Origin of the sequence: Enterobacter cancerogenus (genome assembly GCF_019047785.1) — a bacterium.
GTDB lineage: Bacteria > Pseudomonadota > Gammaproteobacteria > Enterobacterales > Enterobacteriaceae > Enterobacter > Enterobacter cancerogenus.
Genome location: NZ_CP077290.1, coordinates 2,143,406 through 2,158,009, shown reverse-complemented (window position 1 = coordinate 2,158,009; position 14,604 = coordinate 2,143,406). Strand labels below are relative to the sequence as shown.

Sequence of the window (14,604 nt, the reverse complement as noted above, 5' to 3'; positions counted from 1 at the left end):
GAGCAGCTCCCCCTATTGCGTGCGTTATGCGTCCGGGTATTCGCGGATCATCCGCTCAACGTCTTCAACCATATGGTTGTTGCCGACGAAGAACGAGCGGCGCTGGTGCAGGCTTTCCGGCACGATGTCCAGAATGCGTTGCTTACCGTCGCTCGCCTTGCCGCCCGCCTGCTCGGCCAGGAACGCCATCGGGTTGCATTCGTACAGCAGGCGCAGCTTGCCGTCGGGGTGGCTGGCGGTGCTTGGGTAGAGATAGATCCCGCCCTTCAGCAGGTTGCGGTGGAAGTCCGCGACCAGAGAGCCGATATAACGTGAGGTATACGGGCGCTGGGTGGCTTTATCTTCTTCCTGGCAGAACTTGATGTACTTCTTCACGCCGTTCGGGAACTTGATGTAGTTGCCTTCGTTGATGGAGTAGGTGCTGCCTTTCTCCGGGAAGCGCATGCGCTCCTGACACAGGCAGAACACGCCCAGTGACGGATCGTAGGTGAACGCATGAACGCCACAGCCGGTGGTGTACACCAGCATGGTTGAGGAGCCATACACCACGTAACCCGCGGCCACCTGCTGGCTGCCCGGTTGCAGGAAATCTTCTTCCGTTACCGGCGTGCCAACAGGCGTGACGCGGCGGTAAATGGAGAAAATGGTACCCACAGAGACGTTAACGTCGATGTTAGAGGAGCCATCGAGCGGGTCCATCAGAACAACGTATTTTGCGTGCTCGCACCCTTCGAAAACGACGATTTCATCTTCTTCTTCAGAGGCGATACCCGCAACGATGTCGCGCGCGCGCAGTGCAGCTTTCAGTTTTTCATTTGCGAACAGGTCAAGTTTCTGCTGAACCTCGCCCTGAACGTTCTCGGCACCGCTGGCACCCAGGATATCGACCAGACCGGCCTTGTTGATATCGCGGTGGATGATCTTAGCGCCCAGCTTTATTGCCGACAGCAAAGCAGTCAGTTCACCCGTAGCATGAGAGAACTCGTGCTGCTTTTCGACAATAAATTCACCTAACGTTTTCATAACACTTTCCCTGCATCTTATGTGAGTAGAGCGATCGTATGTTCACTAAAACGACTAAAGCCCAACAATCTTAACAAATATTCAAATAGTAGCGCAGAGGTGAATCGCGCCAGCAAAATACGGATTTACCTGAAATGCGTTTCACACCCGCTGACATGTGAGTAAAATGTGCGCCACATTGAAGAAGGATAGTGACGTATGCGCATTCATATTTTGGGGATTTGTGGCACTTTCATGGGCGGCCTGGCATTGCTGGCACGCGCGCAGGGCCACGAAGTGACAGGTTCGGACGCCAATGTGTATCCGCCGATGAGCACGCTTCTGGAGAAAGAGGGGATCTCCCTTATTCAGGGATATGATGCCAGTCAGTTAGAGCCGCAGCCGGATCTCGTCATCATTGGCAATGCCATGACCCGGGGTAATCCGTGTGTTGAAGCGGTGCTGGAACGCAATATACCGTTCATGTCTGGCCCGCAGTGGCTGCATGATTTTGTGCTGCGCGACCGCTGGGTCGTCGCCGTGGCCGGGACGCACGGTAAAACCACCACCGCCGGGATGGCGACCTGGATCCTCGAAGCCTGCGGCTACAAGCCGGGCTTCGTGATTGGCGGCGTGCCGGGGAACTTCGACGTCTCTGCGCGCCTGGGCGACAGCCCGTTCTTTGTCATCGAAGCCGATGAGTATGACTGCGCGTTCTTTGATAAACGCTCCAAGTTCGTGCACTACTGCCCGCGCACGCTGATCCTCAACAACCTTGAATTCGACCACGCCGATATTTTCGACGACCTGAAAGCCATTCAGAAGCAGTTCCACCACCTGGTACGCATCGTGCCGGGGCAGGGCCGTATCATCCTGCCGGAGAACGACATTAATCTGAAACAGACGATGGCGATGGGCTGCTGGAGCGAGCAGGAGCTGGTGGGCGAGCAGGGTCACTGGCAGGCGAAAAAACGTAACGCTGATGCCTCCGAGTGGGATGTGCTGCTCGACGGCGAAAAAGTGGGTGAAGTGAAGTGGGGCCTGGTCGGTGAGCACAACATGCACAACGGCCTGATGGCGATTGCCGCGGCGCGTCACGTCGGCGTTGTGCCTGCGGATGCGGCGAAGGCGCTGGGCACGTTTATCAACGCCCGCCGTCGTCTGGAGCTGCGCGGTGAAGCGCATGGCGTGACGGTATACGATGACTTCGCGCATCACCCAACCGCCATTCTGGCGACGCTGGCGGCCCTGCGCGGCAAGGTCGGCGGTACCGCGCGCATTCTGGCGGTGCTGGAGCCGCGCTCTAACACCATGAAGATGGGGATCTGCAAAGACGACCTCGCGCCGTCGTTAGGCCGCGCCGATGAGGTCTTCCTGTTGCAGCCGCAGCATATTCCGTGGCAGGTCGCGGAAGTGGCCGACGCCTGCATTCAGCCTGCGCACTGGAGCGCGGACGTAGATGTGCTGGCGGATATGGTGGTGAAAGCGGCACAGCCTGGCGATCACATTCTGGTGATGAGCAACGGCGGGTTTGGTGGGATCCATCAGAAGCTGCTCGATGGTTTGGCTAAGAAAGCGGAAGCGGCCATCGACGCGTAAAAAAAAGCCCGGTGGCGCTTGCGCTTACCGGGCCTACGTTCCTCTTCTTCCTCTCCCCTATGGGGAGAGGGCGGGGTGAGGGGAACAGATTACTCTTCGTTCTCGGCCAGCTCGCGCAGATACTGGAAAATCAGGCGCGCGGACTTCGGCGGCTTATTCCCTTCTTTCTCTTTCTTCGCGTTGCGGATCAACGAACGCAGCTGCTGGCGGTCGGCATCCGGCCACAGGTTCAGCACTTCGGCTACTGCGTCATCGCCCTGTTCAATCAGACGGTCGCGGATTTGCTCCAGCTTATGGAACAACGCAACCTGCTGGTTATGACGGTTCTTGAGCTTATCCAGCGCCTGACGAATAGGATCGACATCGCGCTGACGCAGCATTTTACCAATCAACTGAAGCTGGCGGCGACGGCCCTCTTTTTTGATTTTCTGTGCCAGTTCAATGGCGTCACGCAGATCCTGGTCGAGCGGGATCTTATCCAGCGCGTTTTTACCCAGTTCTACCAGTTCCGCGCCAAGCTGTTTTAACTCTTCGGCGTCACGTTTAATTTCACTTTTACTGACCCAGATGATCTCATCATCTTCGTCTTCGATGTCATCACCGGGAACGTCGTCGAGCCAGTCTTCGGGCTGCTTAGTCATGTCAGGCTCCTTAAAAAAGAGGCTAATGTTACCAGTTAAGACGCGCACTGAAAAACGGTTCTCTGTTAGACTTCAGTTAACTCTCTCTTACAGTATGGCATTTGCGATGAAAGTAACCTCACAAGTTGAAGCGCAGCGTAAGATTCTGGAAGAAGCCGTCTCCACCGCGTTGACGCTCGCTTCAGGTAAATCAGATGGCGCCGAAGTGGCGGTCAGCAAAACCACCGGCATCAGCGTGAGCACCCGCTATGGCGAAGTGGAGAATGTAGAATTCAACAGCGACGGCGCACTGGGGATCACGGTCTATCACCAGAATCGCAAAGGCAGCGCGTCATCCACCGATCTCAGCCCGGATGCCATCGCCCGTACGGTGCAGGCGGCGCTGGATATCGCGCGCTACACCTCGCCGGATCCTTACGCGGGCGTGGCAGATAAAGAGCTGCTGGCGTTCGACGCCCCGGACCTCGATCTTTTCCACCCGGCCGACGTCACCCCTGATGAGGCGATCGAGATGGCCGCGCGCGCCGAGCAGGCCTCCCTGCAGGCCGATAAGCGCATTACCAATACCGAAGGCGGCAGCTTTAACAGCCACTACGGTATTAAAGTTTTTGGCAACAGCCACGGCATGTTGCAGGGCTACTGCTCGACCCGTCACTCGCTCTCCAGCTGCGTGATAGCCGAAGAAAACGGCGATATGGAGCGGGATTACGCCTACACCATTGGCCGCGCACTGGGCGATTTGCAGTCGCCTGAGTGGGTAGGGGCCGAGTGCGCCCAGCGCACATTGTCGCGCCTGTCTCCTCGTAAGCTCTCCACCATGAAAGCCCCGGTCATTTTTGCCAATGAAGTGGCGACCGGCCTGTTTGGTCATCTGGTGGGCGCGATTGCCGGCGGCTCGGTTTACCGTAAATCCACCTTCCTGCTCGACTCGCTGGGCAAGCAGATCCTGCCGGAGTGGCTGACCATTGAAGAGCATCCGCACCTGCTGAAAGGGCTGGCCTCTACGCCGTTCGACAGCGAAGGCGTGCGCACCGAGCGTCGCGACATTATTAAAGACGGTGTTCTGACCCAGTGGTTGCTCACCAACTACTCCGCGCGCAAGCTGGGGCTGAAAAGCACCGGTCACGCGGGCGGCATCCATAACTGGCGCATCGCCGGACAGGGCCTGAACTTTGAACAGATGCTGAAAGAGATGGGCACCGGTCTGGTGGTCACCGAGCTGATGGGCCAGGGCGTCAGCGGCATTACCGGCGACTATTCGCGCGGTGCGGCGGGCTTCTGGGTCGAAAACGGCGAAATTCAGTATCCGGTGAGCGAAATTACCATCGCCGGCAACCTGAAGGAGATGTGGCGCAACATCGTTACGGTCGGTAACGATATTGAAACACGTAGCAATATTCAGTGTGGTTCAGTGCTTCTGCCCGAGATGAAGATTGCGGGCCAATAGATGTCGCCTGAGTAAATAATAAAAAAGGAAGTGAGCAATGCGTAAACACCTGTTAGCAATCGTCGCCGCGTCAACGCTGGTTCTTGGTTCTTCTGCGTTTGCCGCCGATCTTGAAGACAACATGGACATCCTCAGCCAAAACCTGAAGGTTGTGCAGAAAACGGACAATGCGTCTGAGATGAAAGACGCACTGACCAACATGCGTGAAGCGGCGCTGGATGCCCAAAAAGCCACGCCGCCGAAGCTGGAAAATAAAGCCCCTGACAGCCCCGAAATGAAGGACTTCCGCCACGGGTTTGACGTGCTGGTGGGCCAGATTGACGGCGCGCTGAAGCTGGCGAACGAAGGCAAAGTGAAGGAAGCCAAAGCGGCAGCCGATGGGTTTGTGGCGACACGCAACACGTACCACAAGAAATACCGTTAACCGATCGCGCATCCGAAAGACAAGCAGCGGGGGCCAATGGCCCCCGTTTTTATGCGCGGTGATAAGTAAACCCTATCACCATCACATTTTTGCCTCACCGCCCCTGAACGTTTTCGTTTCCTCTGCCCGCATTTGACCGCCTGAATACGTGACATTCATCACGTAAATACAGCGGTTTATCCAGATTCACCGCATTTATGTGGCACAGATCACTGCCGCTGCTCGCCTTTCCACTTCGAAGTGGAAAACAACTCGCTACAAACAATTCCTCCCCGGCGTTAGTTTGGTTCCAGAGCCATTAACGGGGTAAGACCAGTGATTAACGGAGCGGTAATGAACGACGTTGGGGAACAGGCGGTGCAAACAGAGCAGCTCGCCAACACCATGCTGCAGCAGGTCTACGCCCTGCTGGCCCGGCACGACATCATCCCGAATGCAGTACAGGAGCAGATGCTGACCTCCCACGTCCGCGCGATGGCGCACCGGTCCGTGACCGGCGAGCCGCTGCCGGAGGTTGAAGCGGAGCTGTTCGACGAAATTTCACCCGATTCAATGCGGCTTGCCCGTGAAGTGGTAGCGCAGTTTGGCAATCTTCCAGATGAAGAAGCCTGGCTGCTCTCCGTTCACTTTGAAGTCGCGAAAGACAACCTTTAAGGAGAAATACCATGGAACAAATTACCGTTGTGATTGGCGACCGCCTGGGCAAAGGACAGAAAGTGGCTGCGGGTGTGGAAAAAGCGGGTGGCCGCGCGGTTGTTGTGCCAGGCATGGCAGCGGACATGAAGCTGGGTGACGTGATGAAGGCGGAAAACGCGACCTTCGGCATCTCCTTCTGCGGCAGCGGCGGCGCGGGGGCTATCACCGCACAAACCAAATATGGCTACAAAGCGAAATACGGCATGCGTTCCGTGGACGAGGGCGTGACCGCCATCAACGAAGGCTGCAACGTGCTGGGCTTTGGCTTTATGGATAAAGAAGAGCTGGGCGAGCGTCTGGTCCAGGCGTGGCAGAAGAAGCACGGCGCGTAAGCATGAAAGAACAGTTCACGACAACGGTGAGAGTGAAGGGCAAAGGCGACGCTAAGGCGCGCGCCTTTGCCGATGCGCTCAACCAGGTTCAGGCCGCGGTGATGAAAGCCTCACCGCATATCTTACTGCGTATTGAGCCACAGGATGTGCAGGTCGTTCAGGCGCAAGAAGCGGTGCGTAAAGAAGCCTTTCTGTTCTTCTTTCTGCGCCGGGAAAGACGCACCTACAGCGTGGAGCTGGATGTGACCGTCAACGTGACCGCCATCAATCTTGACCAGGTGGATTTCGTCACGCAACGCTGATTATTGATAAAAGGGCAGACTGATGTTCTTAATTATTTTAATAAAATCGCTCATCATTGGCGGCCTGGTTGGCGTCGGTGTTGGCGCCGGGGCTGCACGCATGTTTCATGCGCCTACCACTCAGGGTATGGGCGCGTTTCGTACGTTGGGGGAACTGAACTCCTGTGAAGGGGATCCGGCTTCTCACTTCTCCTTTGGATTAGGTTTCTTCTTTAACGCCTGGGCCTCTTCGGTGGCAGCAGGTGCCTTCACACAGGACGTTGACCACCGCATCATCCCTAACTGGGGTGCCGCGGCGCTGATGATCAAAAACCGTAACGTCGGCGAAACGCTGCACGACCCACGCAAAATGGCGATTGCCTGCGGCGTGATCGGCATGCTCGTCGTGACCTTCCTTAACCTTACCGCCTCTTCCGTTCCCGCCGCGCTTCAGGTCACCGCCGTGAAGGTGCTGGTCCCTGCGGCCAACCTGCTGGTGAATACCGTGATGCCGGTGATCTTCTGGCTGGCGGCCATTGACGCGGGTAAAAAATCCGGCTTCTGGGCTACCGTGTTTGGCGGCGCGGCGCAGCTGATCATGGGTAACGCCGTACCGGGTCTGGTGCTGGGTATCCTGATTGGTAAAGGCGTTGAAGAGAGCGGCTGGAACCATGTCACCAAAGTGATGATGGCGGCTATCGTTCTGCTGTTCGTACTGAGCGGCTTCTTCCGCGGCTTCGACATGAAGATGATCGAATCCTTCCATCTGACCGTGCCGAACTGGCTCGACATGATCCACAACTCGCTCAGCGGTAAATAACAGGAGCCTCGATATGGAACAGAATAAAGGTTTTTGGTATGCCGACTGGTCGTTCCCGATCTTCGTTGGCCTGCTCTCCTCCGGCGTGTTCGCCGGGACACACATGTACTACCTGTACGGCATCGGCGCGTTTAACGAAGTGGCCTTCGTGGCGATGCTGAAAGCGGGAATGGACACCGGCGTGTACGGCGCGGTCGCCGCGTTTGGCGCCAGCTTCCTGTTCGCGCGCATTATTGAAGGGTCGCTGGTCGGTATTCTGGATATCGGCGGGGCGATCCAGACCGGCGTAGGCCTTGGTGTACCGGCGCTGCTGCTGGGCGCGGGAATTATGTTCCCGGTGACCAACTTTATTGCCGCGCTGATAACCGGTCTGGTGATTGGCCTGGCGATTGGCTACGTCATCATTCTGGCGCGTAAGTTCACCATCAACCAGAGCAACTCCACCTACGGCGCTGACGTGATGATGGGTGCGGGAAACGCCTCTGGCCGCTTCCTCGGACCCTTGATCATCCTCAGCGCCATGACCGCCTCCATTCCGATTGGCGTGGGTTCACTGCTGGGCGCACTGCTGTTTTACATCTGGCAGAAGCCGATTACCGGCGGCGCCATCCTCGGTGCGATGCTGTTGGGCTGGCTGTTCCCGGTCGCCCTTTAATACCTGCGGGCGCTGATGCGCCCGCCTTATCAGGAGATCCCCATGTTTGATTTACTCCTGCGCCGTGCGCGCCTTACCGACGATACCCTGACCGATATCGCCATTCAGGACGGGAAAATCGCGGCGCTGGGCGAAATTGACGCTCCCGCACGTAAAACGGTCGAGCTGAACGGCGATGTGTTTGTCAGCGCCGGCTGGATCGATTCTCACGTTCACTGCTACCCGAACTCCCCGATTTACCACGACGAGCCGGACAGCGTCGGCATTGCCACCGGCGTCACCTCCGTAGTAGACGCGGGCAGTACCGGGGCCGACGACGTTGACGATTTCTACGAGATTACCCGCAAGGCCTCAACCGAGGTCTTTGCCCTGCTGAACATCTCCCGCGTTGGGCTGATCGCCCAAAATGAACTCGCCAATATGGCGAATATCGACGCCGGGGCGGTGAAGCAGGCGGTAGCGCGCTACCCTGATTTTATCGTTGGTCTGAAAGCGCGCATGAGCAGCAGCGTGGTGGGTGAAAACGGCATTACGCCACTGGTGCGCGCGAAAGCCATTCAGAAAGAGAACGGCGATCTGCCGCTGATGGTGCACATCGGCAACAACCCGCCGAACCTCGATGAAATTGCCGAACTGCTGAGCAGCGGCGACATCATTACTCACTGCTACAACGGCAAGCCGAACCGCATTCTGACGCCCTCCGGCGAGCTGCGCGCGTCTATCACCGCCGCCCTGAAGCGCGGCGTGCGACTCGACGTCGGCCACGGCACGGCGAGCTTTAGCTTTGAAGTGGCGAAACGCGCCATCGCGATGGGCATTCTGCCGCACACCATCAGCTCGGATATCTACTGCCGCAACCGCATCAACGGCCCGGTAGGCTCACTGGCGAGCGTGATGTCGAAATTCCTCGCCATCGGCATGTCGCTGCCGCAGGTGATCGCCTGCGTGACCGCCAATGCCGCCGACGGCCTGCGCCTGACGCACAAAGGGCGGATTGAGCCGGGTCTCGACGCCGATCTGACGCTCTTCACCCTCAAACGCCAGCCAACGCTGCTGGTGGATGCTGAAAACGACAGCCTGCAGGCTGAACACATTCTGGTGCCGCTTGCCGCCATCCGCGCGGGCAAGGGCTACATGACCGAACAAGGGAGCACGGAACATGCCTTCGATTTATGAGAAGTACAATTTAAAGCAGGTTATCAACACCTCTGGCCGCATGACGGCGCTGGGTGTCTCCACGCCGCGCCCGGAAGTGGTGCAGGCGGCAATGGACGGCATGAACCACTACTTCGAGATGAAAGATCTGGTCAACAAAACCGGGGAGTACATCGCGAAGCTGCTGGACGTGGAAGGCGCGACGGTGGTTTCCTGCGCCTCGGCGGGTATCGCGCAATCCGTGGCGGCGGTCCTGGTCAAAGACAGCGACTGGCTGCTGGAAAACCTGCACGTTACCCCGATTGAGAACAACGAAATCGTCCTGCCGAAAGGGCACAACGTCAACTTTGGCGCGCCGGTCGGCACCATGGTGGCGCTGGGTGGCGGCAAGCTGGTGGAAGCTGGCTACGCGAACGAATGCTCTGCCGATCAGCTGGCGGCGGCGATCACCCCGCGCACTGCAGCGATCCTCTACATCAAATCACACCACTGCGTGCAAAAAAGCATGCTCAGCGTCGAGCAGGCGGCGGTTGTCGCCCGTAAGCACGATCTGCCGCTGATCGTTGATGCCGCAGCGGAAGAAGATCTGCACGCTTACTACCGCTCCGGCGCGGACCTGGTGATCTACAGCGGCGCGAAAGCCATTGAAGGCCCGACCAGCGGCCTGGTGATCGGCAAAACCCAGTACGTCGAGTGGGTGAAACGTCAGACGGCGGGCATTGGCCGCGCCATGAAGGTAGGCAAGGAGGGGATCCTCGGCCTGACCTGCGCCATCGAACACTACCTGACAGCGACCAAAGAGAGCGGGGCGGAGATGGTGGCGAAGATGACGCCGTTTATCGATGCGCTTAACACCCTGAACGGCGTCACGGCGCGCGTGGTCTGGGACAGCGCCGGTCGCGATATCGCCCGCACCGAGATTAAATTTGACGAAGCCACCACCGGCGTTGGCACCGGTGACCTGGTGAATAAGCTCAAGCAGGGTGAATACGCCATCTACTTCCGTGGTTACAAGGCCAACGAAGGGATTATCGAGGCGGACGTGCGCAGCGTGAATGCTGACCAGCTGAATATTGTGTACCGCCGCATTAGCGAAGTATTAGGACAGGAGAAAAACGCATGAAACTGACCCCCAATTTTTACCGTGACCGCGTGTGCCTCAACGTGCTGGCAGGCTCCAAAGCCAACGCCAGCGCCATCTACGAGGCGGCGGAAGGCCACGTGCTGGTGGGCGTGCTCTCCAAAAATTATCCGGACGTAGACAGCGCGGTCGCCGACATGCGCGAGTACGCCGCGCTTATCGATAACGCGCTTTCCGTGGGGCTGGGCGCGGGCGATCCGAACCAGTCTGCAATGGTGAGCGAAATCTCCCGTCAGGTGCAGCCGCAGCACGTTAATCAGGTCTTTACCGGCGTCGCCACCAGCCGTGCGCTGCTGGGGCAGAGCGATTCCGTGGTGAACGGCCTGGTCTCGCCAACCGGCACCGTCGGCATGGTCAAGATCTCCACCGGCCCGCTGAGCAGCGCGGCACCGGATGGTATCGTCCCGGTTGAAACCGCCATTGCCCTGCTGAAAGATTTCGGCGGCAGCTCCATCAAATACTTCCCGATGGGCGGTCTGAAGTGCCGCGATGAGTACACCGCGGTGGCGCAAGCCTGCGCCCGTCACGACTTCTGGCTCGAGCCGACCGGTGGTATCGATCTGGAAAACTTTGAAGAGATCCTGCAGATTGCTCTGGACGCGGGCGTGAGCAAGATCATACCGCATATTTACAGTTCGATTATCGATAAAGCCAGCGGCGATACGCGCCCGGAAGATGTGCGCACGCTGCTGGAGATGACGAAGAAGCTGGTTAAGTAGTCTTTACCCCTCACCCCGGCCCTCTCCCCAAAGGGGAGAGGGTGTAATCGTCCCCTCTCCCCTTTGGGGAGAGGGTTAGGGTGAGGGGCACAAACCGCACAAAACCAAAGGAGCCACCATGCACACCCGCAATCTGCTCGTCGCTTCACTCTCGTTACTCGCTACCACCGCCATCGCCCAGACGCAGTACGCCTGGGTGGGAACCTACAACCCAAACGGTGAAGGGCTGTACCGCTTTACCCTCGACCCGCAAACCGGTGCGCTCGCGAACAAAACGCTGGTGAGCAAGCTGCCGAACGCCGCGCAGCTGACCGTCTCACACGACGGTAAAACGCTGTATCTGGCAAGCGAGGTGGAGCAGGGCGTAGTGCAGGCGCTGCGCATCGGTGACAACGGCGATCTGAGCGAGTTAAATCAGGTGGCCTCCGGCGGCGCGGGGCCGGTCTATCTCTCCCTGACGCCAAACGGTCTGCATCTGCTGGTGGCGAATTACGTGAGCGGGTCAATCGCCGTTTTACCGGTTAAGGCGGACGGCAGCCTGGGTGAGGCCACGGATACCCATCAGGATCGCGGGGAACCGGGAGCGGCCAAACCCGAGGCGGCAGCGGAAGGCAGCTTCGCGATGAGCGATCATAACGGCCCACATGCGCACATGATCGCCGCCGATCCGAGCGGGAAGTACGTGTTTTCTACCGATCTGGGGCTGGATCGGATCTATCAGTATCGCTTTGACGAACGATCCGGAAAACTTAGCCCGAACGATCCGCCGTTCATCAGCGCCTCTTCAAAAGGTGCCGGGCCACGACACTTCGTCTTTACGCCAAAAGGCGATGCCCTGTGGCTGATTAACGAAGAAGCTTCGACACTGACCCATTATACGCTGGACAACGCAGGCCGATTGAAAGAGGGCAAAACGGTCTCCGCCCTGCCCGCGGGGTATAAAGGCACCAGCTTTGCCGCCGGGCTGGCGTTGAGCGCGGACGGCAAGCAGCTGTATGTGGCTAATCGTTTGCATAACAGCATCGGGCACTTTACCGTAACAGCGGACGGCACGCTGACGCACCGGGACGACGTCTGGACGCGGGGCGATTACCCGCGCACCCTGACGCTCGATAAACAAGGGCGCTGGCTTTACGTAATGAACCAGTGCAGCGACAACATTACCCGCTTTCGCGTGGCGCAGGACGGCAAGCTGAGCGCAGAGCCAGACTATACGCCGGTCGGCAGCCCATCCCAGATGGTCATTTCACCCTAAGCAGTAAGAGGACAACGACGTGCGATTTCCGAACCAACGTTTAGCGCAACTTTTCGATCTGTTGCAAAACGAGACGCTGCCGCAGGACGAGCTGGCGCAGCGGCTGTCGGTCTCCACGCGAACCGTCCGTGCTGACATCACCGCCCTGAACGCGCTGCTGGCGAGCCACGGGGCGCAGTTTATTCTGAGCCGTGGCAATGGCTATCAGCTGAAAATTGACGACGCCGCGCGTTATCAGCAGCTGCAGGCCTCTCACCCGCGCGCGCTGCGCATACCGCGAACCGGGCCGGAGCGCGTGCACTATCTGGTGGTGCGTTTTCTGACGTCAGCGTTTTCAATCAAGCTGGAAGATTTGGCCGACGAGTGGTTTATCAGCCGCGCCACGCTGCAAAGCGACATGGTGGAGGTGCGTGAGCTTTTCCAGCGCTATAACCTGACGCTGGAAACCCGTCCGCGCCACGGCATGAAGCTGTTTGGCAGCGAGATGTCGACGCGCGCGTGCCTGACCGACCTGCTGTGGGAGCTGGCGCAGCAGGACAGCCTGAACCCGCTGGTCACCGACGTGGCGCTCAACGCCGGCGTGCCGGAGCAGATGGTCACGGTGCTGCACGACGCGCTGACCCGCCACCATATCCGCCTGACCGATGAAGGCGAGCTGTTCCTGCGCCTGTACTGTGCGGTCTCGGTGCGTCGCATCAGCGAAGGTTATCCGCTGCCGGAGTTCCACGCGGAGGATGTCGAGGAGAACGTGCGCGAGGCGGCAAAAGATATTGCGGTGACCATCCAGCAGCTCGCGGGCAAGCCGCTTTCCCCTTCCGAGGAGAACTGGCTGTGCGTCCACATTGCGGCGCGGCAGATCCAGGAGATCGCGCCGAGCGCGATCAACGCCGATGATGACGAAGCCCTGGTCAACTATATCCTGCGCTATATCAACACCCACTATAACTACAACCTGCTGAGCGACGAGCAGCTGCATGCCGACCTGCTCACGCACATCAAAACCATGATCACCCGCGTGCGCTATCAGATAATGATCCCCAACCCGTTGCTGGATAACATCAAGCAGCACTACCCGATGGCCTGGGATATGACGCTGGCGGCGGTGTCGAGCTGGGGCAAATACACCCCGTATGTGATCAGCGAAAACGAAATAGGCTTCCTGGTGCTGCATATCGGCGTCGGGCTGGAGCGTCACTACAATATTGGCTACCAGCGCCAGCCGCGCGTGCTGCTGGTGTGCGACGCCGGTAACGCGATGGTACGAATGATTGAGGCGGTGCTGCAGCGCAAATACCCGCAGATTGAGGTCACGCGCACGCTGACGTTGCGCGAGTACGAGCTGGCTGACGCTATCAGCGAAGACTTCGTGATCTCCACCGCCCGCGTGAGTGAAAAGTCCAAACCGGTGGTGATGATCGCGCCGTTCCCGACGGACTACCAACTGGAGCAAATCGGCAAGCTGGTGCTGGTGGACCGCACCCGTCCGTGGATGCTGGATAAATACTTCGACGCGGCCCATTTTCGCATTCTTGATACGCCGATTGACCAGCAAACGCTGTTCCGGGAGCTGTGTGACCAGCTTGAAAGCGAAGGATTCGTTGGTGCGGAATTTCTGGATTCGGTTGTTGAGCGTGAAGCCATCGTCAGCACCATGCTCGGTGACGGTATCGCGCTGCCGCACTCCCTGGGACTGCTGGCGCAGAAAACGGTGGTCTATACGGTGCTGGCCCCGCAGGGCATCCCGTGGGGCGATGAAACCGCGCACGTCATCTTCCTGCTCGCCATCAGCAAGCGCGAGTATGAAGAGGCAATGGCGATCTACGACATTTTCGTCACCTTCCTGCGCGAGCGCGCCATGACGCGACTCTGCAGTTGCGGGAGTTTTGACGCGTTTAAGGCGGTAGCGATGGAGAGCTTGAGCCGGTTTTGAATGAGCGGTGAAAGGATATTCACCTGCGCTCAGCGCAAATGGTGCACAACCTGATTGCTGCTGCCGCGCCAGATCAGTGCCGGATCTTTCAGGTCCTGCACAAACTTGCCGTCGACCAGCACGTTGATCAGGTCCACCACTTCCCTCTGTTGAGCATCCAGCTCATCCAGCCTATAGCCGGTCCAGACCCAGATATCTTTTCCGGCGCACTCGCGGCGAATACGTTTCACCAGCTTCAGGATCTCCGGCACGTTCTGCGGATGGAGCGGATCGCCACCAGAGAGTGAAATACCCTGACGGGAAATGCGTGTGTCGTTCAGATCGGCGATGATCCGATCCGCCATTTCATCGGTGAACGGCAGACCGGAATTCAGACGCCAGGTGCTTTTGTTGTAGCAGCCAGGGCATTCGTGAACGCAGCCTGCCACAAAAAGCGTGCAGCGTGTGCCGGGGCCGTTGACGATATCGACGGGATAATACTGATGATAATTCATAGTGTTAACCTGA

Annotated in this window: 16 protein-coding genes; 13 read left to right on the top strand and 3 right to left on the bottom strand. The window is 58.4% G+C overall.

Annotated features, from left to right (window positions below; genetic code table 11):
- Positions 1-24: 24 nt before the first annotated feature.
- Complete coding sequence (fbp, locus tag I6L58_RS10105; protein ID WP_006179046.1) at positions 25-1,023, bottom strand: class 1 fructose-bisphosphatase; 999 nt, start codon at positions 1,021-1,023, stop codon at positions 25-27.
- 198 nt (positions 1,024-1,221) lie between these two features.
- Between fbp and mpl the strand changes: the two genes are divergently transcribed.
- On the top strand, positions 1,222-2,601 hold the full coding sequence (gene mpl, locus I6L58_RS10100) for a UDP-N-acetylmuramate:L-alanyl-gamma-D-glutamyl-meso-diaminopimelate ligase (protein WP_006179047.1): 1,380 nt from the start codon (positions 1,222-1,224) through the stop codon (positions 2,599-2,601).
- A gap of 89 nt (positions 2,602-2,690) precedes the next feature.
- On the opposite strand, the gene yjgA is transcribed toward mpl, so the two are convergent.
- Positions 2,691-3,242, bottom strand: coding sequence for a ribosome biogenesis factor YjgA (gene yjgA / locus I6L58_RS10095; RefSeq protein ID WP_006179048.1), 552 nt, complete (start codon positions 3,240-3,242; stop codon positions 2,691-2,693).
- A gap of 94 nt (positions 3,243-3,336) precedes the next feature.
- Between yjgA and pmbA the strand changes: the two genes are divergently transcribed.
- From pmbA to I6L58_RS10035, 12 genes are all read left to right on the top strand, one after another.
- Positions 3,337-4,689: a metalloprotease PmbA gene (gene pmbA / locus I6L58_RS10090; RefSeq protein WP_006179049.1), complete on the top strand. Its 1,353-nt coding sequence runs from the start codon at positions 3,337-3,339 to the stop codon at positions 4,687-4,689.
- Positions 4,690-4,726: 37 nt separating this feature from the next.
- The gene (gene cybC, locus I6L58_RS10085; RefSeq protein ID WP_006179050.1) at positions 4,727-5,113 is read left to right on the top strand and encodes a cytochrome b562; all 387 of its coding nucleotides are present in this window, start codon (positions 4,727-4,729) and stop codon (positions 5,111-5,113) included.
- A 315-nt stretch (positions 5,114-5,428) separates the two neighbouring features.
- Positions 5,429-5,767 (top strand): glycine dehydrogenase, encoded by a 339-nt coding sequence (locus tag I6L58_RS10080; RefSeq protein ID WP_088208733.1) that lies wholly within the window; start codon positions 5,429-5,431, stop codon positions 5,765-5,767.
- Positions 5,768-5,778: 11 nt separating this feature from the next.
- The gene (locus I6L58_RS10075) at positions 5,779-6,141 is read left to right on the top strand and encodes an SFCGS family glycine-rich protein (protein WP_006179053.1); all 363 of its coding nucleotides are present in this window, start codon (positions 5,779-5,781) and stop codon (positions 6,139-6,141) included.
- A 2-nt stretch (positions 6,142-6,143) separates the two neighbouring features.
- On the top strand, positions 6,144-6,443 hold the full coding sequence (locus tag I6L58_RS10070) for a DUF4312 family protein (protein WP_006179054.1): 300 nt from the start codon (positions 6,144-6,146) through the stop codon (positions 6,441-6,443).
- Between the two features lie 22 nt (positions 6,444-6,465).
- On the top strand, positions 6,466-7,242 hold the full coding sequence (locus I6L58_RS10065) for a DUF4311 domain-containing protein (protein WP_006179055.1): 777 nt from the start codon (positions 6,466-6,468) through the stop codon (positions 7,240-7,242).
- 13 nt (positions 7,243-7,255) lie between these two features.
- The gene (locus I6L58_RS10060; RefSeq protein WP_006179056.1) at positions 7,256-7,897 is read left to right on the top strand and encodes a DUF4310 family protein; all 642 of its coding nucleotides are present in this window, start codon (positions 7,256-7,258) and stop codon (positions 7,895-7,897) included.
- A 42-nt stretch (positions 7,898-7,939) separates the two neighbouring features.
- Positions 7,940-9,073, top strand: coding sequence for an amidohydrolase/deacetylase family metallohydrolase (locus I6L58_RS10055; protein WP_042322571.1), 1,134 nt, complete (start codon positions 7,940-7,942; stop codon positions 9,071-9,073).
- A complete protein-coding gene (locus I6L58_RS10050; RefSeq protein WP_006179059.1) occupies positions 9,057-10,175 on the top strand; it encodes a DgaE family pyridoxal phosphate-dependent ammonia lyase in 1,119 nt (372 codons plus the stop codon). Before I6L58_RS10055 ends, I6L58_RS10050 begins: the two co-directional genes overlap by 17 nt.
- A complete protein-coding gene (gene dagF / locus I6L58_RS10045) occupies positions 10,172-10,912 on the top strand; it encodes a 2-dehydro-3-deoxy-phosphogluconate aldolase (RefSeq protein ID WP_088208734.1) in 741 nt (246 codons plus the stop codon). Before I6L58_RS10050 ends, dagF begins: the two co-directional genes overlap by 4 nt.
- Before the next feature lie 118 nt (positions 10,913-11,030).
- On the top strand, positions 11,031-12,167 hold the full coding sequence (locus I6L58_RS10040) for a lactonase family protein (protein ID WP_088208735.1): 1,137 nt from the start codon (positions 11,031-11,033) through the stop codon (positions 12,165-12,167).
- Between the two features lie 19 nt (positions 12,168-12,186).
- Positions 12,187-14,097 carry a BglG family transcription antiterminator gene (locus I6L58_RS10035; protein ID WP_088208736.1) on the top strand — a complete coding sequence of 637 codons (1,911 nt, stop codon included), beginning with the start codon at positions 12,187-12,189 and terminating at the stop codon, positions 14,095-14,097.
- 29 nt (positions 14,098-14,126) lie between these two features.
- Here I6L58_RS10035 and nrdG read toward each other — a convergent pair whose 3' ends face one another.
- Positions 14,127-14,591, bottom strand: a complete 465-nt coding sequence (gene nrdG, locus I6L58_RS10030) for an anaerobic ribonucleoside-triphosphate reductase-activating protein (protein WP_088208737.1) — start codon at positions 14,589-14,591, stop codon at positions 14,127-14,129.
- Between the last annotated feature and the right edge of the window lie 13 nt (positions 14,592-14,604).